The 21058-nt window shown below is 66.4% G+C and carries 24 protein-coding genes and 2 pseudogenes; 10 read left to right on the forward strand and 16 right to left on the reverse strand.

What is annotated here, in order from left to right; genetic code table 11:
* Positions 1 to 293 precede the first annotated feature (293 nt).
* From Q319_RS0116565 to ligA, 5 genes and pseudogenes are all read right to left on the reverse strand, one after another.
* Positions 294 to 752, reverse strand: coding sequence for a divergent PAP2 family protein (locus Q319_RS0116565; RefSeq protein ID WP_029483576.1), 459 nt, complete (start codon positions 750 to 752; stop codon positions 294 to 296).
* A complete protein-coding gene (gene folD / locus Q319_RS0116570) occupies positions 736 to 1674 on the reverse strand; it encodes a bifunctional methylenetetrahydrofolate dehydrogenase/methenyltetrahydrofolate cyclohydrolase FolD (RefSeq protein ID WP_081846108.1) in 939 nt (312 codons plus the stop codon). Before folD ends, Q319_RS0116565 begins: the two co-directional genes overlap by 17 nt.
* A 146-nt stretch (positions 1675 to 1820) precedes the next feature.
* Positions 1821 to 2309, reverse strand: a pseudogene (gene nusB / locus Q319_RS0116575) (transcription antitermination factor NusB); the annotation flags it as partial.
* On the reverse strand, positions 2306 to 2713 hold the full coding sequence (locus Q319_RS0116580) for an Asp23/Gls24 family envelope stress response protein (protein ID WP_051655487.1): 408 nt from the start codon (positions 2711 to 2713) through the stop codon (positions 2306 to 2308). The pseudogene nusB and the gene Q319_RS0116580, both read right to left, overlap by 4 nt.
* Positions 2714 to 2826: 113 nt before the next feature.
* Positions 2827 to 4863: an NAD-dependent DNA ligase LigA gene (gene ligA / locus Q319_RS0116585; protein WP_029483580.1), complete on the reverse strand. Its 2037-nt coding sequence runs from the start codon at positions 4861 to 4863 to the stop codon at positions 2827 to 2829.
* Between the two features lie 253 nt (positions 4864 to 5116).
* On the opposite strand from ligA, the gene Q319_RS0116590 reads away from it, so the two are divergent.
* The 5 genes from Q319_RS0116590 (at position 5117) to Q319_RS0116610 (ending at position 9908) form a co-directional block, all read left to right on the forward strand.
* Positions 5117 to 6226: a BMP family lipoprotein gene (locus Q319_RS0116590; RefSeq protein ID WP_029483581.1), complete on the forward strand. Its 1110-nt coding sequence runs from the start codon at positions 5117 to 5119 to the stop codon at positions 6224 to 6226.
* A gap of 89 nt (positions 6227 to 6315) precedes the next feature.
* Positions 6316 to 7149 carry an N-formylglutamate amidohydrolase gene (locus Q319_RS0116595; RefSeq protein WP_051655491.1) on the forward strand — a complete coding sequence of 278 codons (834 nt, stop codon included), beginning with the start codon at positions 6316 to 6318 and terminating at the stop codon, positions 7147 to 7149.
* Between the two features lie 34 nt (positions 7150 to 7183).
* Positions 7184 to 8701, forward strand: coding sequence for a hypothetical protein (locus tag Q319_RS0116600; protein ID WP_029483583.1), 1518 nt, complete (start codon positions 7184 to 7186; stop codon positions 8699 to 8701).
* A gap of 47 nt (positions 8702 to 8748) precedes the next feature.
* A complete protein-coding gene (locus tag Q319_RS0116605; RefSeq protein ID WP_029483584.1) occupies positions 8749 to 9129 on the forward strand; it encodes a RidA family protein in 381 nt (126 codons plus the stop codon).
* Positions 9126 to 9908, forward strand: a complete 783-nt coding sequence (locus Q319_RS0116610; RefSeq protein WP_051655488.1) for a hypothetical protein — start codon at positions 9126 to 9128, stop codon at positions 9906 to 9908. The genes Q319_RS0116605 and Q319_RS0116610 overlap by 4 nt, the downstream gene beginning before the upstream one ends.
* Positions 9909 to 9996: 88 nt before the next feature.
* Here Q319_RS0116610 and Q319_RS0116615 read toward each other — a convergent pair whose 3' ends face one another.
* A complete protein-coding gene (locus tag Q319_RS0116615) occupies positions 9997 to 10191 on the reverse strand; it encodes a hypothetical protein (RefSeq protein ID WP_029483586.1) in 195 nt (64 codons plus the stop codon).
* Between the two features lie 187 nt (positions 10192 to 10378).
* On the opposite strand from Q319_RS0116615, the gene Q319_RS0116620 reads away from it, so the two are divergent.
* Positions 10379 to 11320 (forward strand): aldo/keto reductase, encoded by a 942-nt coding sequence (locus Q319_RS0116620; RefSeq protein WP_029483587.1) that lies wholly within the window; start codon positions 10379 to 10381, stop codon positions 11318 to 11320.
* A 1-nt stretch (position 11321) separates the two neighbouring features.
* On the opposite strand, the gene Q319_RS0116625 is transcribed toward Q319_RS0116620, so the two are convergent.
* Entirely contained in the window at positions 11322 to 12029 is a 708-nt protein-coding gene (locus Q319_RS0116625) for a HepT-like ribonuclease domain-containing protein (protein ID WP_029483588.1), read from the reverse strand.
* A gap of 95 nt (positions 12030 to 12124) precedes the next feature.
* Between Q319_RS0116625 and Q319_RS0116630 the strand changes: the two genes are divergently transcribed.
* Positions 12125 to 12508, forward strand: coding sequence for a 4'-phosphopantetheinyl transferase superfamily protein (locus Q319_RS0116630; RefSeq protein WP_029483589.1), 384 nt, complete (start codon positions 12125 to 12127; stop codon positions 12506 to 12508).
* 10 nt (positions 12509 to 12518) lie between these two features.
* A complete protein-coding gene (locus tag Q319_RS0116635; protein WP_051655489.1) occupies positions 12519 to 13394 on the forward strand; it encodes a Cof-type HAD-IIB family hydrolase in 876 nt (291 codons plus the stop codon).
* Here Q319_RS0116635 and Q319_RS0116640 read toward each other — a convergent pair.
* Together Q319_RS0116640 and Q319_RS0116645 are read right to left on the reverse strand one after the other, a co-directional pair.
* Entirely contained in the window at positions 13322 to 13585 is a 264-nt protein-coding gene (locus tag Q319_RS0116640; protein ID WP_029483591.1) for a helix-turn-helix domain-containing protein, read from the reverse strand. The genes Q319_RS0116635 and Q319_RS0116640 overlap by 73 nt on opposite strands.
* Positions 13585 to 14235: a hypothetical protein gene (locus tag Q319_RS0116645; protein WP_029483592.1), complete on the reverse strand. Its 651-nt coding sequence runs from the start codon at positions 14233 to 14235 to the stop codon at positions 13585 to 13587. Before Q319_RS0116645 ends, Q319_RS0116640 begins: the two co-directional genes overlap by 1 nt.
* Positions 14236 to 14338: 103 nt before the next feature.
* On the opposite strand from Q319_RS0116645, the gene Q319_RS0116650 reads away from it, so the two are divergent.
* Complete coding sequence (locus Q319_RS0116650; protein WP_029483593.1) at positions 14339 to 14839, forward strand: hypothetical protein; 501 nt, start codon at positions 14339 to 14341, stop codon at positions 14837 to 14839.
* A gap of 9 nt (positions 14840 to 14848) precedes the next feature.
* Here Q319_RS0116650 and Q319_RS0116655 read toward each other — a convergent pair whose 3' ends face one another.
* The 3 genes from Q319_RS0116655 to Q319_RS0116665 are packed head-to-tail and all read right to left on the reverse strand — an operon-like array spanning position 14849 to position 17260.
* Positions 14849 to 15259, reverse strand: coding sequence for a hypothetical protein (locus Q319_RS0116655; RefSeq protein ID WP_029483594.1), 411 nt, complete (start codon positions 15257 to 15259; stop codon positions 14849 to 14851).
* A gap of 57 nt (positions 15260 to 15316) precedes the next feature.
* Positions 15317 to 16591 carry a class I SAM-dependent RNA methyltransferase gene (locus Q319_RS0116660; protein ID WP_051655490.1) on the reverse strand — a complete coding sequence of 425 codons (1275 nt, stop codon included), beginning with the start codon at positions 16589 to 16591 and terminating at the stop codon, positions 15317 to 15319.
* Between the two features lie 39 nt (positions 16592 to 16630).
* Positions 16631 to 17260, reverse strand: coding sequence for a nucleotidyltransferase family protein (locus tag Q319_RS0116665; protein WP_029483596.1), 630 nt, complete (start codon positions 17258 to 17260; stop codon positions 16631 to 16633).
* Positions 17261 to 17432: 172 nt separating this feature from the next.
* Between Q319_RS0116665 and Q319_RS0116670 the strand changes: the two genes are divergently transcribed.
* Positions 17433 to 17897: an SRPBCC family protein gene (locus Q319_RS0116670; protein WP_029483597.1), complete on the forward strand. Its 465-nt coding sequence runs from the start codon at positions 17433 to 17435 to the stop codon at positions 17895 to 17897.
* Between the two features lie 16 nt (positions 17898 to 17913).
* Here the strand turns inward: Q319_RS0116670 and Q319_RS0116675 are convergent, their stop codons facing one another.
* From Q319_RS0116675 to Q319_RS27295, 4 genes and pseudogenes are all read right to left on the reverse strand, one after another.
* Positions 17914 to 18534, reverse strand: coding sequence for a hypothetical protein (locus tag Q319_RS0116675; RefSeq protein WP_029483598.1), 621 nt, complete (start codon positions 18532 to 18534; stop codon positions 17914 to 17916).
* A 108-nt stretch (positions 18535 to 18642) separates the two neighbouring features.
* Complete coding sequence (locus Q319_RS0116680; protein WP_156039406.1) at positions 18643 to 19467, reverse strand: hypothetical protein; 825 nt, start codon at positions 19465 to 19467, stop codon at positions 18643 to 18645.
* Positions 19468 to 19507: 40 nt separating this feature from the next.
* Positions 19508 to 20836: a putative ABC transporter permease subunit gene (locus Q319_RS0116685; protein ID WP_081846110.1), complete on the reverse strand. Its 1329-nt coding sequence runs from the start codon at positions 20834 to 20836 to the stop codon at positions 19508 to 19510.
* A pseudogene (locus Q319_RS27295) lies at positions 20764 to 21058 on the reverse strand (IS4 family transposase); the annotation flags it as partial. The gene Q319_RS0116685 and the pseudogene Q319_RS27295, both read right to left, overlap by 73 nt.

A 21058-nucleotide genomic window follows, 5' to 3' on the forward strand; every position in this document is an offset into this window, starting at 1 on the left:
AACATCCGTCCAGGCCGCTGGATTTGGGGGTCAAAGCGGCTTGAGGGTGGTCAAAACTGTCCGAACCATTGCTGATACGGACTCCGATTGAAAGGCATTGGAAACACCTGGAAATCCAAACGGGACTCGCAGAGCTGCGCCAGCAGAGGAGTAGCCCCCTACGGGTGCTGTCCCACGACGACAGTCTGTTCATGACGAGAAGCAGCAGGAGAAAACAGCCATACGGGCGTGGAGTGCAGGGACCCTGCGCTGTCCCGATTTCCGCCACGTTACAGACGGAGTCGCTGTGACTCCTACAGCACCCGGAACGCCAGAAAGCCAGCCCCGATTCCCAGCAAAAGGCCCATCAGGACTTCCAGATAGGTGTGACCCAGCAGCACCCGCACGGGCAGCGGCGCGAAGCCTGCGCGCACCACGTCGCGCAGTTCGCTGATCAGCTCGTTGAGCAGTGCGCCCTGCTGCCCGCTGGAGTGGCGGACCCCGGTGGCGTCGTACATGACAATCAGGGCGAAAACGGAACTGATCGCGAATGTCGCGCTGTCCACGCCTTCGGACAGGCCGACGCCTGTGGTCAGGGCCGCTACCATCGCGCTGTGGCTGCTGGGCATCCCGCCCGTTTCCATGAAGGCGGCGGGCCGCCAGCGCCGCGTGATCAGCAGGATCAGAAAGACCTTGACCAGTTGAGCCGCCGTGGAGGCCAGAATGGCGGTCCAGAGCCAGCGGTTCCCGAGCAGCTCAGCGAACGAGTTCACCGGCAACCCCCAGATCAGCAGTTTTTGCGGCGTGAGTTGGTGCGGCGTCAGTCTGTGCAGAATCAGGATGCGCGGCGTGTTGCAGTTCGGCGGCCCGCACAGTGTTCGCCAGCAACTGCGCCACCGTCATGGGGCCGACACCGCCCGGCACCGGGGTCAGCGCCCCGGCCACCGCCGCCACGTCCGGGTGAACGTCCCCTACCAGATGGCCCTTCCCATCCGCAGTCAGCACGCGGTTGATTCCCACGTCGATGACGGTTGCGCCGGGCTTGACCATCTCCGGCGTGATCAGGTCCGGGCGTCCAGCGGCGGCGATCAGGATGTCGGCCTCGCGGGTCACACCCCCCAGATCGCGGGTGCGGCTGTGCGCCACGGTGACGGTGGCGTCGGCATTCAGCAGCAGCGCGGCCAGCGGACGGCCCACCAGATGGCTGCGGCCCACGATCACGGCCCGCGCGCCCGCCACCGGAACCCCGTAATGTTCCAGCAGGTACATGATCCCGGCAGGCGTGCAGGGCGTCAGCGCTGGGCGGCCTGCCCACAGCTCGCCCACGTTCAGGGGATGAAAGCCGTCCACGTCCTTGCGCGGATCGATGGCGTGCAGCACGGCAGCCTCGGCAATCTGCGGGGGCAGTGGCAACTGCACCAGGATGCCGTTCACGTCGTCATCGCGGTTGAGGGTGTCGATCAGCGCCAGCAATTCGGCCTGGGAGGCGCTTTCCGGCAGGACATGGACGGTACTCCGCAGGCCCACCTCGCCCGCCTTGCGCGATTTGCCGCGCACGTAGCTGGCGCTGGCGGGATCGTCGCCCACGCGCACGATGACCAGATTGGGGGGAACAGGCAGTCGGGAGGCCCGCGCCGCCGCGTCCGCCAGCAGCGCCGCCGCGACGGGTGGCCCGGCCAGCACCCGTGCGCTCATTCGCGCTCCTCTGACCCGCGTTCCTCCATTTCCGCTGGCCGCTGTTCATCCGGCTCCTGCCTGCCCAGGGGCCGTGTATCCGACGCCTGCATACCTGAAGCCAGTGCATCCAGCCCAGGCCCATCCAGCTCAGGCTCGTCCACCTCCTGCTCGTCCATTTGCGGCACGGCGGGGGCGGTTTTCATGCTGCGGCTCAGGCCCGCCAGCACGCCGTTGACAAACTTGCCGGAATCGTCGCCGCCGAACTTGCGCGCAATCCGCACGGCGCTCTCGATCACCGGGGGATGAGGCTCGCCGGTATAGCCCATCTCGAAGGTGGCCAGCCGCAGCACGTTCAGGTCCGTCTGGGCCATCTGCCCAAAGCTCCAGCCGCGAATGGTGCGGTGCAGCGTCTCGTCGATGGCCGCACGGTGCGTCTGGAGACCGTCCACCAGTTCACGGGCAAAGATCAGGGCCTCCTCGTTCAGGCGGGGAAAAGTGTCGTCGCCCTCGCGCATCTGGCCCTCGGCGCGGTTGAAGACGGTTTCCAGCGGCAGATCGCCCCGGTCCGCCTCGAACAGGGCGCGGAAGGCAAATTCGCGGGCGGCGCGTCGCGTACCCACCGGCTGGGCGGCCTTCTCACGGCGGCGGGTCAAGACTGGCCCCTGAGCGCAGGCGCGGCGGGCACGCACACGCCCTGCACAGTCACGTTCACGGCACTGACCTTGAGGCCGGTCATGAGTTCGATATTCTCGCTCACCGCGCGCTGCACCTGCCGCGACACGTTCACCAGATTCTGGCCGAAATCCACGTTCAGGCCCACGTCCACGCTGACGCTGCCGCCGTCGCGGGTCACGCGCAGGGCGCGGGGTTTGCGTGCGCCGGTCTGGTTACGCAGCACCTCACCCATATTCATGGAGGTGGGGGCGACTTCGGTACCGTCGATGCCGCCAATAGTAGTGGCGGCGATGTCGATCAGGACGCTCTTGCTGATCTCGACTTCAGGTTGCGCCTCGCCGGGGGGCGGCGTTTTCGCTTGCTTTGCAGGTTTGCTTGCCATGTAAATCTTGCCTCCACACGCGGGCCGAGTGATGCGCCGCGCCAATACAGCACAGTTTAGAGGGTTGGCGGCAGCGGAGGGGGGGCGAATGGAAGAAGGTTCCCTCTGACCCATCACTCCACCCCCTTTTCCGCCAGCAACGCCGCCAGCCCGGCCTCGTCCAGTACGGCCACTTCCAGTTCCTGCGCGCGGGTCAGCTTGCTTCCGGCGTCTTCCCCGGCGATCAGGTAGGAGGTCTTGCCCGTCACGCTGCCGGTCACGCGGCCCCCGGCGGCCTCCAGCTCAGCCTTGATGGCGTCACGCGGGCGGCCCAGACTGCCGGTGATCACGAAGTTCAGGCCCTTGAGCTGCTCACCCCGCCGGACCTCGGCCTCCTGCGGATTGACGCCCGCAGCTTTCAGCTTGTTCAGCAGATTGACGTAACTCTCTTCCTTCAGGGCCACCGCCACGCTCGCGCCGATCACCTTGCCCAGTCCCGGCACAGCCTCGATTTCTTCCGGCGTGGCCGCCATCAGCGCGTCCAGCGTGCCGAAGGCGTTTGCCAGCGCCTGCGCGTTGCGTTCGCCCACATGGTCCAGCCCCAGCGCGTTGATCAAGCGCCACAGCGGACGGGTTTTGCTGGCTTCCAGCTCGGCCAGCACGTTCTGGGCCTTCTTCTCGCCGCCGCGTTCCAGTCCGGCCAGCGTCTCGGCGCTCAGGGCGTACAGGTCCGCTGCGTCGTGGATCAGCCCAGAGGTGAGCAGTTGCGCGATCAGTTTGCCGCCCACGCCCGCAATATCCATCGCGCCGCGCGAGACGAAATACTCCACGAGGCGGAAAGTCTGCGCGGGGCAGGCCGGGTTGACGCAGTAGGTGTTGGCATCGTCCTCGGCGCGCGTCACTGGTTCGCCGCATTCCGGGCAAGCCGTGGGAAAAACGAAGGGCTGGGCATCCGCCGGGCGTTTCTCCGTCAGCACGCGCATGATCTGTGGAATCACGCCGCCGGATTTGCGGACCACCACCGTATCCCCGATATGCAGGTCCAGATCGCGTACGAAGTCCTGGTTGTGCAGCGTGGCCTTGCTCACCGTGCTGCCCTCGATCAAGCGGGGCGACAGGTGCGCCAGCGGCGTCAGCTTCCCCGTGCGGCCCACGTTGACGCTGATGCTTTCCAGAATGGTCTCGACTTCCTCCACCGGAAACTTGAAGGCAATCGCCCAGCGGGGGGCGCGGCTGGTGAATCCGGCCTCTTCCTGAAGGCGTAGCGAATCGAGTTTGAACACCGTGCCGTCGGCGTCGAACTCGAAGTCCTGTCTCTGGGCGGTCATGCGGGCGTGATAGTCGGCGGCGGCGGCAATTCCCGTCACCTGCTCGCTGTAGGTACTGATGGAAAAGCCCTGGGCCGCCAGCCACGCCAGCACCTCGCCCTGGGTGGTGGCTGGAACGCCGTCACGCTTGCCCAGTGCGTAGAAGATCGCCTTGAGATTGCGGGTGCGCGTGACCTCCGGGTCTTTCTGCCGCAGCGCCCCTGCCGCGCCGTTGCGGGGGTTCTTGAGGAGTGGCGTGCCCAGTTCTTCCGCCTGCGCGTTGTAAGCGGCGAAATCAGCCCGGCCCATGTAGACCTCGCCGCGCACCTCCAACTCGCCGCTCAGACCTTTCAACGAAGTGGGGATGCCCGGCACCGTCGCCACCTGCGCGGTCACGATCTCCCCTGTCCTGCCGTTGCCGCGTGTGGCGGCCCACTGCAACTGACCGTCTTTGTAATACAGGTTGACGCTCAGGCCGTCGATCTTCAGCTCGCCCGTCAGGACAAATTCATCGTGTTCGGGGGGCAGGTTCAGGGAGCGGGCCAGCTTTTCGCGCCACTCACCCAGCTCGGCGTCGTCGAACGCGTTGTCCAGGCTGGTCATCGGCGTGGGATGGTTCACGGGCTGAAAAGCCGTGCTGGGTGCGCCGCCCACCGCCTGCGCGGGACTGACTGCCGCGTCCGCCTCTGCCGCCGCACGCTCGGCCCACTCGGGATTCCCGGCTTCCAGGGCACGCAGCCGCTTGACCAGCGCGTCGTACTCGCTGTCGGGAATGGTGGGCGCGTCCTGTTCGTGGTAAGCGCGGTTGTGGAGGGCCAGGACGGCGCTCAACTCAAGGTAATCGGCGAACTCGGCCTGATCCATGCCGCAGAGCGTAGCACCCCCGCCGGGTTCGTCTGGGGGCGGAATGGAAGCGGGTCTTGAGCGCCCGCCCTGGCGGCTCCTGGGCCTGCACTCCCCCCAATCAGGTGAAAGTAACGCCGGGGTGATCAGATCGTGTCGCAGTTTTCGTATACTGTGTTCAAGCAAACCACATGCCCGATGTCTAGGCACTTGCCTGAAGCGGGCACTTGACTGGACACCTATCGGGGCACAGCCCCAAACCGGAGGATTCACCATGAAGACCACTGTTAAAAACTGTCTGACCCTGGCCCTGGCCGTTTCCGTTTCTCTCGCTGGCGCGCAGACCGTGCGCGTGGGCCTGGCCTACGACGCGGGCGGCAAGTTCGACAAGAGCTTCAACCAGAGCGCCTATGAAGGCAGCCAGCGCGCCGCCAAGAAGCTGGGCGTGCAGGTCAAGGACTTTGAACCCAGCGATCCCAGCCAGACCATTCAGGGCATCCGTTCATTCGCCAACGAGGGTTTTGACCTGACCATCGGCGTGGGCTTCGCCAACAACGCCAGCATCAGCCAGGTCGCCAAGGAAAACCCGGACCTGTACTTCGGTCTGGTCGACGACGTCTCTCCTGAAAAGAACGTCGCCAGCCTGACCTTCTCCGAGCAGGAGGGCAGCTACCTGGTGGGCTACCTGGCCGCCATGAACAGCGCCACCGGCGTGCTGGGCTTCGTGGGCGGCATGGACATTCCCCTGATCCACAAGTTCGAGGCCGGCTACACGGCGGGTGCCAAGGCCGCCAATCCCAAGTCGCGCGTGATCGCGCAGTACGTGGGCACCACCCCCGACGCCTGGAACAACCCTGGCAAGGCCAAGGAAATCGCGGGCAGCATGCGGGCCAAGGGCGCAGACATCATCTTTGCCGCCGCTGGTGGCTCGGGCAACGGCGTGGTCGACTACATCAAGCAGACCCAGTGCCTCAAGGTCGGCAACCTGCCCAGCGGCATCAAGTTCAGCAGCGACAACTTCAAGGGCGTCAAGAAGAGCGCGGCCTACACCAAGGCCTGCGCCGGCAACACCCGTCCGATGTTCTTTATCGGCGTGGACAGCAACCAGAACTACCTGGGCGACTTCGACAAGAACCCCGCATCCATGAACCACGCCCTGACCAGCATGCTCAAGCGGGTGGACAACGCCGTTTACACCCTGGTCAACGACGTCAAGGAAGACAAGTTCACGGCAGGCCCCCGCGTGTTCGGCCTCAAGGAAGGCGGCGTGGGTTACGCGGTGGATCAGTACAACAAGGCCCTGATCACCAGCGCCCAGGTTGCCAAGGTGGAGGGCGTCAAGGCCCAGATCATCAGCGGCAAGATCAAGGTGCCCACCAAGTAAACCTTCTTTCATCACCTGGAGGGCGGTCCCGTGTGGGCCGCCTTCTTTTTATTGTCTTCTACGCACGCACGCTGACCTATGCTGAGGCCATGCCAGACCACCCTCAGCCCCTGCATCCTCAGCCCCTGCACCCCTGGCCCCTGCGCGATCAACTGCTGATCGTCACGCCCCACCCGTCCGGTCAACTTCCGGCGCAAGTCCTGCGGCAGATGCTGGGGGATGACCTGTTCAACACCCCGAAACGCGAGGCTTTTCTGCGGCGCATCTTTCTGGACGGCGACGCCTACACGGACCTGCTGTACTCGCTGCCCGGCGCGCGGCACGTTCAGGCCCCCTGGAGCCGCTTTGCGGTGGACCTCAACCGCGACCGGGATGACCGGGTGGACAACGGCGTCATCAAGGCCACCGATTTTGACCGTCAGCCACTGTACCCGCCCGACACGCAGATCTCGGAAGCTGAGCGCGAGGAACGGCTGCGGCGCATCTGGGACACCTTCGACGACGCCGTGGGCGCGGAGTTGCCCGGCGCGCGGCTGATGATCGTGGGCCACAGCATGGCCTCGCACGGCCCGAAACTGGGAGAGGACACGGGCACGCCCCGCCCCGCCATCTGCCTGATGCCCGGCACAGAGGACGCGCCCACCTTTCCCCGCCAGAAGTGGGCCGCCCTGAAAAGCGCCGCCGAGAACGCCTTCGCGGACGTGATCGCCGCCAGCCCCTTCACGCGGGTCACGCTGGGCGAGCCGTGGAGCGTGGACACGCTGAGCCACAACCACAGCCGGCGCAGCGGCGTTCCCGCCTTCGGCATCGAGTTCAACGCGGGCCTGCACCTGAAAGGCGGGCAGCCGGTGGACGCCGCCATGCGCCAGATGAACGCGGCCTTCGCGGTGTTCGCAGATGCGGCGCTGGAACTGGTGAACTGAAGTCGTCCTATCTCCCCGATTCAGGAGTGACCACATGCTGAAATCCATTCTCGCCACCGCCGTTCTGACCCTGCCCATCCTGAGTTTCTCCACCCTGGCCGCAGCGCAGCAGGGGACCCCACAACCCGTCAAGACCACCACCCGGAAGTGCGGCGCGTACACGGTGCAGCTCCGGCAAAACGGCTTTGGAGACCCCCAGGACACGGCCAGCCTGCTGCTGAACGGCGTCACCCTGGCCAGTGTCAGCGATACCATGATCAGCCTGGACTTCTGCCGCGACGTGACCGGGGACGGCGTTCCCGAGGCCATGCTGGCGCAGTTCAGCGGCGGCGCGCACTGCTGCTTTACCCACACCCTGTACTCGCTGAGCAACCCGCCCCGGCGTATCCTGAATGTCTTCAGTGCCGATACCGATGCCCTGATTCCACAGCAACTGGACGGCAAGGGGCCGCTGGAACTGCTGGGCGGCGACTGGCGATTCGCCTACGCTTACGGACTCCCTTTCGCCGACAGCCCGGCGTTGTGGCGAATCTACTCGGAGATCGGCGGGCAGTACGTGGACCATTCGCGGGCGTATCCAGGCGTCCTGCTGCGCGACGTGGGCCAGCCAGCGGCGGCGGCGCGCCCCGGACAGGCGCTCTACGACTACGCCTCGCTGCTGGCGGCGGGCCAGCCGGGACGGGCACAGACGTATCTGGACGGCCTGCCGGCGCTGTACCGCGACTGGCTGGTCAACTACGGCCCCGACATCCGCCAGAACCTCTCGGACTACGGCATGAGTGGCTGGCCCACGCGTGCAGGCGCGGCCCCGGACGCCCCCCGGACCGGGATCGGCGGCGCGTTCAGCGGGCCGGGCAAGGCAGAATATCTGGCCGTGGTGGGCCAGGGTGGAATGGCAGCGCTGCGCCTGTACCGTCCACAGTCGGGCGGCATAGTCGCCGGGGACGCGCTGGAGACCCGCCCACAGGCCCGGCAGGCCAATTTCGAGACGGACTTCCAGGGACTGAACTGGTGGCCCGCCTTCACCGTGCGCCGCGCCACGGGCCGTGACGACGCCGTGATCCACGACGCCACTTCGGGCAGTGTGAAATACCCGGTTTACCGCCTGAGCGCGACTTCGGGAACGGTCCTCAAGGACGACGCCCTGAGCGCCGCCGCCACGCTGATCGCCGATCTGGAAGCCCTGGCTGGCCACGTCGCTTCCGGGTATTCCAGCACGCCGCGCACTGCCGCGCAGAAGGCAGAAATCGCGCGCCGGACCGACGTGGCCGTGTCGCGTGTGCAGCCTGCGCTGGCAACGGGCGAATTCAAGTTTGACCCCCGCACGCTGGGCAATTTCAGCGTTTCGGCCATGACCATGCCCACGGACAGCACAGACACCGCGCGGGTGGTGGCCCCTGTGACCTTCGGGCTGGTGGCCGCAGAGCAGGACAGCGAATACGTGATTGGCGAGCGCTACACCCTGACCGTGGACCTGAAGAAAGGGACGCAGGGTTGGACCGTGACACGCTGGGGGCTGGAAAAACGCCTGGGCGAACCCTACGCCGATTAAATTTGGCCGAATAAATTTGGCCGAATAGCTCAGGCTAAGCTGAGGCCATGAGACGGAACATTGGCAGTGGCTCGCCCTGGGAAGCGAGCGTGGGCTATTCGCGCGCCGTGCGGGTGGGGAATGTGGTGCATGTGGCGGGAACCACGGCCACGGTGAACGGCGAGGTGGTGGGTGTGGGCGACGCCTGCGAGCAGACCCGCGTGGTTCTCGGCATCATCAGGGGCGCACTTGAGGAAGCCGGGGCCACACTGGACAACGTGGTGCGGACCCGCATCTTCGTGACCGATATCTCGCGCTGGGAAGAGGTAGGACGCGCCCACGGCGAGGTCTTCGGGGCCATCCGTCCGGCGGCGACGATGGTGCAGGTGGCCGCCCTGATCGATCCGCAGCATCTGGTGGAAATCGAGGCGGAGGCCATCATCCCGTGAGTCTGGACCGTCATACCCAACTGGACGCCCGGTTGCGGGACGCCATGCGCGCCGACAGCCGCATCACGCACGCGCTGGCCTACGGCAGTTTCACGCAGGGGACGGCGGACCGATTCAGCGATCTGGAATACTGGCTTTACCTCGCTCCAGACACTGAAGTTGATGCGCGTGAATGGCTTGGAAAACTCACGCCTGTTCTTCACGGTGTCGTCAACGAGTTCGGCGCGTTCAATGCGGTTCTGCCGGGGCTGCTGCGGGTGGAACTGCACGCCGTTCCGAACACGCGAATCGCCGGTCTGGACGACTGGGGCAACGAAAACCTCTTTCCTGGGCGGATGCTGGTCAAGGATTCGGACGGACGGCTGGCGGCAGCCCTGCAAAAGCTGACCGCGAAACCCTCACCCCAGCCAGAGGCACAGGCCACGCTGGACCGTCTGCTGAACTGGCTGGCCTTCGGGTTGAACGTGCTGGCGCGCGGCGAACGTATCCGGGCGCATGGCCTGCTGTGGTGGATTCAGGGCGGGTTGCTGAAGCTGGCCGCTCTCGAATCCGGCCAGACCGACTCTTTGCTCAATCCGGCGCGGCTGGCCGAACGGCGATTGGATGCAGAAACCCTGCGCCGTTACGCGGCCATCACGGGCGGTGTGGACGATCTGGAACAGGTTTACGCCAATGCCGTGGCCTGGACGCTGGAACTGGCCGAAAGTCTGGGCCTGACGGTGAACGCGGAGCTGGCTGGAGACTTGAAGGAACGGGCGAGGGTGGGCGGCTCTTCCTGACTGGTCGAGCTGTCTGGCTCATACGGATTCCTTCTCGCGTCCACTCAGATTTCCACCGTTTTCGCGAACAATTCAATCAGAGTCTGTATCAGGCGATCAGGCGCGTCTGTACCGGGACCGAGTGCAGCGTCAGGAGCCGGTATCCGGCGCTGTCGTGGTGCAGGCGACCCGCACACAGCAGCCGCCACAGCGTCGGCAGATGGTACAACTCGCCGTCATCGCCCCAGGCCATGCCCTTCGGTTCCACAGCGACGAAATTCAGGGGGGCGTGACGTTCCTTCATGAAGTCCTCCGCTCCGCCTGCGCGGAGAAATGAGTGGCGTCTTGAGCTGATGCCCATTATGCTCACATCATCTTTCGGAAATCTGACGCTTGAAGGTGCTGTCAGGGACACGCTTTCTGTGCCCTCTAAGAGCGGGGCCAGACACCACGGTTGCCACGGGACGGCTCTGGGTCAACCATACTGACTCATGCCGATTCCCCCTTCCAACACGCCCCGCCTGGGCCTGGGTCTGGCCGCGCTGGGACGGCCCGGCTACATCAACCTGGGCCACGGCGAGGATCTGGAAAACAAGACGGTGGACGCCATGCGGCAGCACGCCTGGACGGTGCTGGACGCCGCCTGGGCCGCTGGCCTGCGCTCTTTCGATGCCGCCCGCAGTTACGGACGCGCCGAGGAGTTTCTGGGCGGCTGGCTGCGGGAGCGTGGACATACGGCGACAGTGGGCAGCAAGTGGGGCTACACCTACGTGGCCGACTGGCGCACGGACGCCGACACGCACGAGGTCAAGAGCCACGATCTGGACACGCTGGACCGGCAATGGCCCGAAACCCTGGCAAGCCTGGGCCGCAGACCGGACCTCTACCTGATCCACTCCGCGACGCTGGCTACAGGCGTGCTGGAGGACAGGCGGGTGCTGGCGCGACTGGCCGAACTGGGGGCGGTGGGCCTGCGCGTGGGCCTGTCTACCAGCGGGCCGGGGCAGGCCGACACCTTGCGACGGGCGCTGGCGGTCACGTTAGACGGCGTGAATCCATTCAGCGCCGTTCAGGCCACCTGGAACCTGCTGGAACCATCGGCGGGAGCGGCGCTGGCGGAGGCGCACGCGGCAGGCTGGACGGTGGTGGTCAAGGAGGCGGTGGCCAATGGACGGCTGACCGGACGCGGACAGATTCCACCCGCTCTGGCCAGGGTCTGCCGTGAATTGAACGCCAGTCCCGATGCCGTGGCGCTGGCCGCCGCTCTCGCGCAGCCGTGGGCCGATGTGGTGCTGAGCGGGGCGACGACGGTGGAGCAGCTTGAGAGCAATCTGCGGGCGCTGGAACTGAAATCTGATTTCTCCGCGCTGGCTGACCTGTCCGAGTCGCCGGGGGACTACTGGCAGACGCGGGCAGAGATGGCCTGGAACTGAGCTATTCCTCTCCCCCACTCGCCAGTTCCTGCAAGGCGGGGCGGATGTTGACCAGTTCCGAAGTCGCCGTGTGCCACACCAGCACCGGATCGATGCCGAAATAATCGTGCGATACCAGATTGCGGATGTCGCGCAGGTAGGCCCACGGCACCTGTGGATTGCGGTCCTCCACGCTCTGGGGGATGAATTTGGTGGTCTCGCCCAGCCGCGCGAGATTCCGCAGCACGGCGTCGCGGGTCAATTCATCGGCCACGAAGCTGTCCAGCGTGTGGCCCTGCGTGTAGTCGCGCACGCGGTCCAGGGCGTCCAGCAGGTCATGCACGCGCCAAAGCCAGCGCTTGCGCCGGAAGGTGGTCTGCGGGTGGCGCGGCACGGACTGCACGTCCACGGCGTCGCTCAGGATCTCGCGGCGCAGTTGCGGTTTCAGGCCGCCCTCGGTCAACACGTCGATGCGGCGGCGCAGGGTATCCTCGAACAGGTCCTTGACGTTCATCAGGTCCAGCAGACCCGCCTCGGTATCAAAATCCACCAGCAGGTCCACATCCGACAGGTCCGTGGCCTCGCCGCGCGCCACCGAACCGAAAATCCGCACGCGGGACGCGCCCATCCGCCGCCACTGGGGTTCCACGGAACGGATGATGCGGGCCACCTCTTGCAGACTGGTGTCGGGGCTGTACTGGCCAGACGGAGCGGGCGAGGGTTCATTCACCCCCCGAAGATAACGGCTGAGCCAGCGGCACAGGCATAGGCGGCTCACGCACAGGTAGCCCAGACACAGGTGGCCCAGGCACTAGCATCACGGGCATGATCGTCGCCGTGGGCCATGACCTGATCGAAATCTCGCGTATCCGCAGGATGCTGGAGCGCGAGGGACCGCGTGCCGAGCGACTGTTCGCCCCCGAGGAGCTGGCCTACTGCGCCCGCCTGAGCGACCCGGCCCCCAGTCTGGCCGCCCGCTTTGCCGCCAAGGAAGCCTTTCAGAAGGTCTGGCCGCGCCCCCACGGCTGGCGCGACGTGTGGGTGGTCCGCACGCCCACGCCGGACGGTCCCTTTGGGTTCACGCGGCCCTTCCTGGCCTTCGCTCCCACAATCGAGGCCGAGATGCAGGAGCGCGGCTGGGTGGCCCACCTGACGCTGACGCACACCAAGGAACATGCCTCAGCAGTGGTGGTGCTGGAGGAACGCTAGGCTGACCCCCATGCCCACTGCCCTGATTGCCACCGATCTGGACGGCACGTTGCTGCGCCCGGACCTGAGCGTCAGCCCGCGCACCCGCCGGGCGCTGGACGCGGCGCGGGCGGCGGGGATTGTGGTGGTTCCAGTGACGGCCCGGCAGCCGCGTGGCGTTCAGCGGATTGCAGAGGCGGCGGGATTTACAGAGTGGGCTTTATGCAGTAATGGCTCTTACGGCGTTCATCTCACGACGGGCGAGGTGCTGTTCGGGGCGCATCTGGAAGTGGCAACGCAACGCGCTGTGGCCGGGGCGATGGCCGAACGCGTTCCTGGCGTGCTGTTCGTCAGCGTGCGGCAAGGCGGCGAGGTGTTCGTGGCGCAGACAGGTTACGCCGATATTGCCCATTTCGAGGACCACAAGCGCGAACCGGGCGAGATGGGGCGTCATCCGCTGGACGACGTGCTGGCCGAGCCGAGCCTGAAATTCATCATGCGGCACCCCGAACTGACCCCACGCGAACTGCTGGCCGAGTTGCGCGCCCTGAATCTGGGCGGCTACGCCGTGACCCACAGCGGCGCGCCGTTTCTGGAAGTGCTGGCCGAAGGGGTGAGCAAGGCGTGGGGACTGGCAAAATTGTGCGAGAAGCTGGGCATCGCCCAAAATGAAGTCCTGGCCTTCGGGGACGCCCCCAACGACGCCGAGATGCTCCAGTGGGCCGGACGCGGCGTGGCGATGGCAAACGCGGAAGCTGAGGCGCTGGCGGCGGCGGATGAAGTTACCCTCAGCAACACCGAGGACGGGGTGGCGGCGGTAATCGAGAGACTGCTTCATCTGGCCCCGCCCGCTGCCACAGCCTCCAGCCCAGCTTCCAGTTCAGCCTCCGGCCCGTCCGGCTCGTAGTCCAGCAGCTCGCCGGGGGTACAGTCCAGCGCGGCGCACAGCGCGGCCAGCGTCTCGAAACGGACGCCCTTGACCTTGCCCGTCCGCAGCAGCGAAAGGTTGGCCTCGGTGATGCCGATCTCGGCGGCCAGATCCTTCCCCTTGCGTTTGCGCAGGGCCATCATCACGTCCAGCCGCACGACGATGGGCATCAGATGAAGCTGTCGTTCTCGGCCCTGAGAACATCGGCATTCCGCAGCGCTTCACCCAGCAGATCGGCCACCACGATCAACAGGCCGCCCAGCACGCCCAGCGCCATCACGGATGGGTTGAGCGTCAGATCAAAGCCGCCCTGCGCCTCCAGCCAGCGTGCCAGCGTGGGCACGATGACCACCGAGAGGGCCGCACTCAGCAGCAATGACCCGCCGATTCGCCGCAGCAACTGAACCACACCGCCGTCCTGAACCCCAGCCTCCTGGACCCCACTGTCTTGCCACTGTCCGGCCCCCAGCCGCTGGAAAAAGGTGTGGGTAGCCCAGATGGCCGCCGCCAGAACCAACGCCGGAGTCGCCAGCAGCGCCCGCAGGCTCAGCCACTGTAAAAACTCCCACAGCGGCACGTCGGTGGTCCGGCTGGCTCCTGCCTCGCGCCAAACCGGAACCTGCGCCAGCAGGGGTTTCAGGAAATCGGAGAAGACGATGCCGACAACGACGGCACAGAACAGGTACACCGACGCGGCAGCCAGCCACCTGGCCCGGAGGCCCACCCGCCGCCTGATCTCTCGCCCCTTCAACTCCAGTCTTTCCAACTCCGGGCCGTTCGACTTCAAGTCGTCTACCTTCAGTGTCTGCGGGTTCTTCATGATAAAACAACAATACATTATTGCTCGACAATAATCTAGAGGTGACAGGGAGAATCGTCGTGCATCTGACAACCTCACCGATTCGGGCCGTGTACGCTTAGGCATGAACGCCAATGTGCCGATGAAAGGGTTGACGGTGGCCCTCGCCTTGCTGGTCCTGAATCCGTCGGCGCTGGCACAGGGCACCCCTGCGGCCCCGGCCAAGCCAGCGGTCACCTCCCCCGCCCGCACCCCTGCCGAGCAGGCCGCATTCACGCGTGGGCGGGCGCTGATGACTGAATTTCTGGCGCTCAGGGTGGGACGGCTGTGGACCACCTTCGCGCCGGACGTGCAGGCCCAGTACGGCACGCTGGACGGCTTCACGGCCTTCCGCAAAACGGGCATCGAGCAGTACGGCAAGGAAACCAGGCTGGTGCGCGAACGGACCTTCATGCAGGGCGGCGAGGCGGTGTATGTCCGCAGCTCCATCTACGAGAAGTACCCCGATCAGGTCTGGGCCTTCGTGATGGGTTTCACGGGCCAGAAAGTCACCTCTTTTGGCGTGCTGCTGGAAGACGAGCGCACGAACGATCCGGTGGCGCTGAACAGATCATTGCGCCGCTGAGCGCCCGCCCTACGGCCCACTCTGCTGTGCCAGCACCTGCCCGTCCCCGTTGGTCACCGTGAAGGTGTACCCCTGGGCCTCCAGCTTTTGCCACCCCACGCGCTGGCCCTCGCAGGCGTCGGGCAGGTCAACCTGAGACGGCGTGGGGTAGCGGCTTCCAACGCTTCCCTGCCGGAACAGTTCCAGCGCGCGGGCCAGGGCAATGGCGCAGTTCTGGGCGGCGGCGCGGGCGGTCACGTCGTCTGCATTGGCCACGCCGCCCTCACGCTGTCCGGCTTTCAGTTCGGCGACCTCGGTTTCCAGCGTGCCGATGCGCGCGCTGAGGGCCGCGATCTGCTGCGCGGCCTGTGGGTCCGGCTGCGGGCGCTGGCAGGCACCCAGGAGCAGCAGGGGCACGAGGGGAAAAAGGCCGACTTTCATGCCGGACACGCTAGCGTCTGCCACGCAGAAGGGCGTGAATGCCCCCTGTGAAGTCCCTCAGCGGTTCAGCACGCTGACGATCTCGATGTGGCTGGTCTGCGGGTAGAAGTCGTGCGGCGTGACCTCGCCCAGCTTCCAGCCGCGCCGCACCATATCGCCCACGTCGCGTGCCCAGGTGGCCGGATCGCAGGAGATGTACACCAGACGGTCCGCCGTGCTGGAATCAATGTGAACCCGTGCTCCCTCTTCCAGCCCGGCGCGCGGGGGGTCCACCACGATCACGTCGGTCCCCAGTTCGCTGAAACGGGCGGCGTCACCGTCACGGTAGGTCACGTTGCCCTCCGGCTTCCCTGCTGCCACGCTCTCGGCCACGTCCTGCCGCCCACGGGCCAGCGCTTCGGGGGAGGCGTCCAGCACGGTCACACGGCGGAAGTTGGGGGCCAGATGGCGGCCAATCGCGCCCGCGCCGCCGTAGAGGTCCACGGCATGTTCGCCGTTTCCGGCCAGCTCGGCGGCCCGTTCGTAGGCCAGCCCCGCCGCCGCCGGATTGACCTGCGCGAAGCCGGTGGCGCTCACGCTGACCTGCACGCGCCCGAACTGCTCGCGCACGTCCATTTCTCCGGCGATCAGGCGCACGCCCGCGCTGAAGCGGCGTCCGGCAGGCTGGGCCAGGGAGACGCCCACCGCCCCGGCTTCCATCAGGTGTTCGCTGGCATGCTGAAAGGCGCGCGGCTCCCCGGCCCCGATCAGGGCGGCCACCACTTCCCCGGTCAGGGCGCTGGCGCGGAAGGCAATTTCAGTGGCGGGGGCCAGTTGGGCGGGGTCGATCCTGGCAATGATGGCCGAGATGGCCTCCATCACCAGCGGGTCTTCTGACACCACCAGCGGATCGTTGCCGCGCCGCTCGCGGTAGGCCAGCCCGTCCGGCGTGACCAGATACTGCGCGGTGTTGCGGTAGTGCCACTCGCTGGGGCTGGGCACGGTCTCACCTACCTCGTGCTTCAGTTTGGCGATGCGGGTCAGCGCCTCCTGCACGAAGTCGCGTTTGTAACGGAGCTGGGCCGCGTAACTGGCGTGGCCCAGATCGGCGGTGGGAAGATTCGGGCCGTCCACACGGTCCGGGCTGGCTTCCAGCACTTCCACGGTCACGGCCTGACGCACACCCCGGCCCGCGCGCACGGTGGCCCGCACGCGTTCGCCGGGCAGCGCGCCACGCACCAGCACCACGCCGTCCTCATCACGGGCCAGCCCCAGACCCCCCGCGACGAGCTTCTCTATTTCCAGCGTTAACACTTCGGGTTGTGGGGCAGGTTGGGAGGCAGCTTCAGACATCAGACCTTCAGGGTAGCGCGGCGCGGGCGCGGCAACCGTTCACACACTTCTGTTCAGCGCTACCCGCGCCCCCTCCAGACCCTCGGGCGTGTCCACATCCAGCAGCATGGCGGCGGGAAAATTCAGTGTCAGCGCCGACTTTCCCTGGGCGGCGATGATCCGCCGGGGACCGTGATCGGCGTCGGGCAGGATCAGCAATTCGGGCACGAGGTCCGCCCGCAACAGGTGAGGCGGGGCGCGCACGGCGTCCTCTCCCTCACCGTAGGCGGCCATCACGACGGGCGCGCTGGTCTCCCGAAAAGCTGAAAGTAGCCGCGAGTGAAGGTCTGCCGTCACCAGCGGCATGTCCGCCAGCGCAAAGGCCGCGCCGCCCAATCCAGCCGGAAGAGACCCAGCGGCCACCCGGAAGGAGGAAGCCATGCCCAACTCGGGTTGCGGGTTGACGGCGAAGGTGAAAGGCAGGCCAGCCAGGGCGGCGCGAATGCCCTCGCCCACCGCACCAGGGGGAATAACGGCCAGCAGGGGTGAATAGACCCCGGCCAGCGCCCGCGCCGCGTACAGGCACAGCGGTTGCCCATTCAGGTCCGCCAACTGTTTGGGACGGCCCATGCGCGTGCTGCGGCCAGCAGCCAGGAGGACGCCTGCGACGGCTGGGGGTTGGGGGGACATAGGGGCAGGATAGCGGGGGCGGGCCGGGAGTGGTCTCCCCAAACCCACCACCAGCCTCCATCAAGGGAGCCGAGAAGCCCGCTCACCGTCCGGGCTGTTCTGCCCGCCTACAATCAGCGGAGCATCTGCAATTCAGCCTTCTCAACCCACCCCTATCAAAGGAGCGTCCACCATGAAACTCAATTACTCAGGTACAGAACAGGTCAAAGCCGCCCCCGCCGTCGTGTGGGCCTTCGTGCAGGACCCGGAGCGGGTGGCGCGCTGCCTGCCCGATGTGCAGGAAGTGACGGTGCAGGACGCCAACCACATGGAAGCCACCGTGCAGGTGGGCGTGGGCATGGTGCGCGGCAAATTCAAGTTCAAGATTGAGGTGCTGCCCGACGAGGCGGCGGGCCGCGTGAACGTCAACGTGCGTGGCGGCGGACTGGGCAGCGTGGTAGACCTGACGGCGGGGGCGAACGTGGTCGACAACAACGACGGCACCACGGCGCTGGACTGGACCGGCGAAGCCAGCATGCGCGGCCCGGTGGCCACCGTGGGCGGACGGATGCTGGACGTTCAGGCCAAGAAGCTGATTGAAAAGACCTTTGAGAACATGGGAACGGCCATGAGCGCGGCGGGCGGAACGCTGGCTTAAAGCCGTCCCCCGCCGTTCAGTCCAGTTGCGGCAGCGTCATCTGCTCCAGCAGTTGCACGGCGGTCACGACTCCATGCGGGGAAACGGACAGCACGCGCCGTTCGGCCAGGGTCCACAGGGCGCGGTGGACCGCCATCTCAGCCTCGGCGCTGCCGCTGGGGGCCAGACGGTCCAGCAGCGCCGTGTACCGCAGCGGTCCCGCTTCCGCCGTGCCACCCGCCCAGACCGTCGCCCCGGCCACCAGGGTCAGGATGCGGCGCTGTTCGGGAGTCTCGGCGCGGTCCAGCAGTTGCTGACGGGCCTGGACACGGCGGATACGGGCGTCGCGTTCACGGCGGCGCGTCTCCAGCAACGCGGCCACCTCGTCGGGTGTGGCCTCGCCCCGGCGGGCACGGGCATCTCCGATCAGGCGTTCCAGATGGCGGTCCGCGCCCTCTCCTGCACGGCTCCGTACCGCCTCGGCGCGGTCACGGACCAGTCCGGCAGCGCCCTGCACACGCGGATCGTTCAGGGCACTCTGGGCGGCGCGGCGGGCGGTATCGCGCAGGCCACCGCTGCCTTCTGCGGACCTGGAATCGGGCTCGCGCAAGGCCCGGGTCACGCGGAGCAGGGTTTTAAAATTGGGGCGGCGGGTCATGCGTCCTCCTGGGGCCGGAAAGAGAGAATGAAACTACGTCCCCCCTTATAGCGGAGGCGGGGGGAGGAGAACGTCACCCAAAAGTGAATGCCCGCGCCAGATACACCCTCACTCTTTGCCCCCCTTGCGCGACGCCAGAAAGCGCTGCTGGGTTTCCCAGGCCCGCCGTCCGGCCTCGCCGCCGGAATCGCCTGCGCCCGCGATCTGACGCACCTGCTCCAGCGCCCGCGTCAGCTCATCCAGATCGCGCTGGTCCTCGGCCTGGGCCTTCCAGGCGTTGACCGTGTTGGGCAGGTAATCCGTCAGCCCCTGCCGGGCGTCGTAGGAGCGGCGGGTGTCGCCATTTTTCCCCGCCTCGGCAGCGGCAGTTTCCAGGTGTTCCACGGTGGCGAAGACCTGTCCGGCCACGGCAGGGGGCAAGCCCCGGCACAGCGCACGAATGTCTATCTCGGAGATGGTTTCGCCGCTTGCTTGGGCAGGCAGGGCGGGAGCGGCGGCGGCCTGCTTTGCTTCCTGCATGTCCGGGGCAGAGGACAGGCCAGTGCGGACGGTCAGCATGGCGGCGGCCAGCGCCAGCGCCGCCACCACCAGCACCAGGATCAGCAGCAGCGGATTGCCCTCGGTGAAGATGGCCGCCACCGCGAACACCGGAATGATCAGCCGGAAGGTGCGCTTGAAGCCCGGCAGGGTCAGCAGGGTGGTCAGGCCGCGCTGCGCCTGCGCCGAGATGAAATAAAGAGTGGTGAGCAGGGCCACCAGCCCCAGCAGGCTCAACCCCACCAGCACATTGCCCTCGCTGAAAATCAGGCCAATCGCAAACAGCGCAATCAGCGTGCCGCCCAGCATGGACAGTGGATCGTCCCGTCGCCCGGCGCGGCGTTCGGCCCGGCGCTGCTGTTTTTCAATCTGCTGTTTGTCAGTATCGTCGGCCATCTTGCGGCGATTATGCACCCCGCCGCCGCTGCGCGCTCCGCTATTCCAGTGCGTCCAGCCGTCGCCAGCCCAGCCGCAAGCTGAGCCACGTTCCTAGCACCGTCGCCAGCGTCAGGCCAATCAATCCCAGCACGCCTTCAACCGTTGCCAGCGCAGACAGACTAGGAAACAGGTCCGGGCGCAACACGCTGCCCGCCGCCGGACGCGCCAGCAACAGCAGGCACAGCACCGAGTACGCCAGACTCAGACCCATGAAGGCCAGCCCGCCGGGGCTGACCCCGATTTCTGCCGGGTTGTCGGCGTCAAATTTGGGAGCTGCCGCGCCCAGCCCCACACCCAGCGCCGTAATCACGAAGGCGTTGCTGAAGCTGACCAGCACGCTCAGGAGTAGCAGGGTGGGGCCTAAATCCATACTCTGAGCGCTGACAATGCCCATGACCAGCCCCAGCGTGAGCGTGACTGGCAGCACGCCGTAAAACTTACTTAATACGATCTGCTGCGCGCTGATCGGCCCCGTTCGCAGCAGCCAGTAGGCTTTGGCCTCGGTGCTGAGGGCGGGAAAAGCCAGCCGCACGGCCACACCGGAGACGATGAAGCCCTGAAACGCCAGTTGCACGTAGCCCAGGATGCCCCGGAACTGCGGAATGGGAATCGGCACGGCTTTCACGCTGACCAGATACACGCCCGCCAGCGCCACCACGACGAGAAGCTGGCTCCACTGCGTCGGATCGCGCAGGGTCACGCGCAGGTCCTTGTAGGCCAGACTGCCGCCGGGGCCAAGACGAGAAAACAGCGTCTCCATCAAGCTGCCCCGCCTCGGCGTCGGGTCCAGCCGGGGCGTGCTGGAATCCAGCGCCCGCGCCCAGCCGTCCTGATACGCGCGGGTGGCCAGGGCCGTGGCGGCGGCCAGCAGGCCCACGGTCAGGATGAGAAGAGGCAACAGCCCCCAGTCCAGCCGTCCCTGCGCCGCGCCCCAGATGCTCTGCGAGGCCCACACCGGGGGCAGGAACGGGCTGCTGGGGCTGGCAAAATTCTTGAGCAGGGTTTCAAACTGCGCCGGGTCCTGCATCTTCTGGATCAGCACCTCGGGGCGCAGGGCGCGGATGGCGTAGACCAGCCCGGCGCTGATCAGCACGCCCAGGCCCGTGCTGACTTCGCGCACGCGGCCCACCGGGGCCACACGCATCAGCAGGACGGCCAGCAATGCGCCCAGGCCCACCGGGGCGGCGAAGGTCATCAGGGCCGTCAGCACCATCAGCGGGTAAGCCCAGATCTTCAGTACCGGACAACTTGCGTTTAAGTGGCGCTGGGTGCGGAGAAAGGTTGATTTAAGAGGCCGAAGTATATTTCGGCCTGTGGGTGATCCCATCTCAGCGCTCTCGCCAGATATTGCCAGCCATACTGGACCACGCTGACTGCGCGACGACCATGCGCTTTGACTGGAATTGGTTTGGACGCATTCATCCAGACGCCCACCCGCAGACAGCACACCCAGGCCAGCGTGACCAGTCCAAACAACCGCTCTAATCGGTCAGCGTGGGTCACCGCTGACCGTTCCAGGTCAAAGCCACGCGACTTCATGCTGCTGAAC

Origin of the sequence: Deinococcus marmoris DSM 12784, assembly GCF_000701405.1 — a bacterium.
Taxonomy (GTDB): Bacteria; Deinococcota; Deinococci; order Deinococcales; family Deinococcaceae; genus Deinococcus; species Deinococcus marmoris.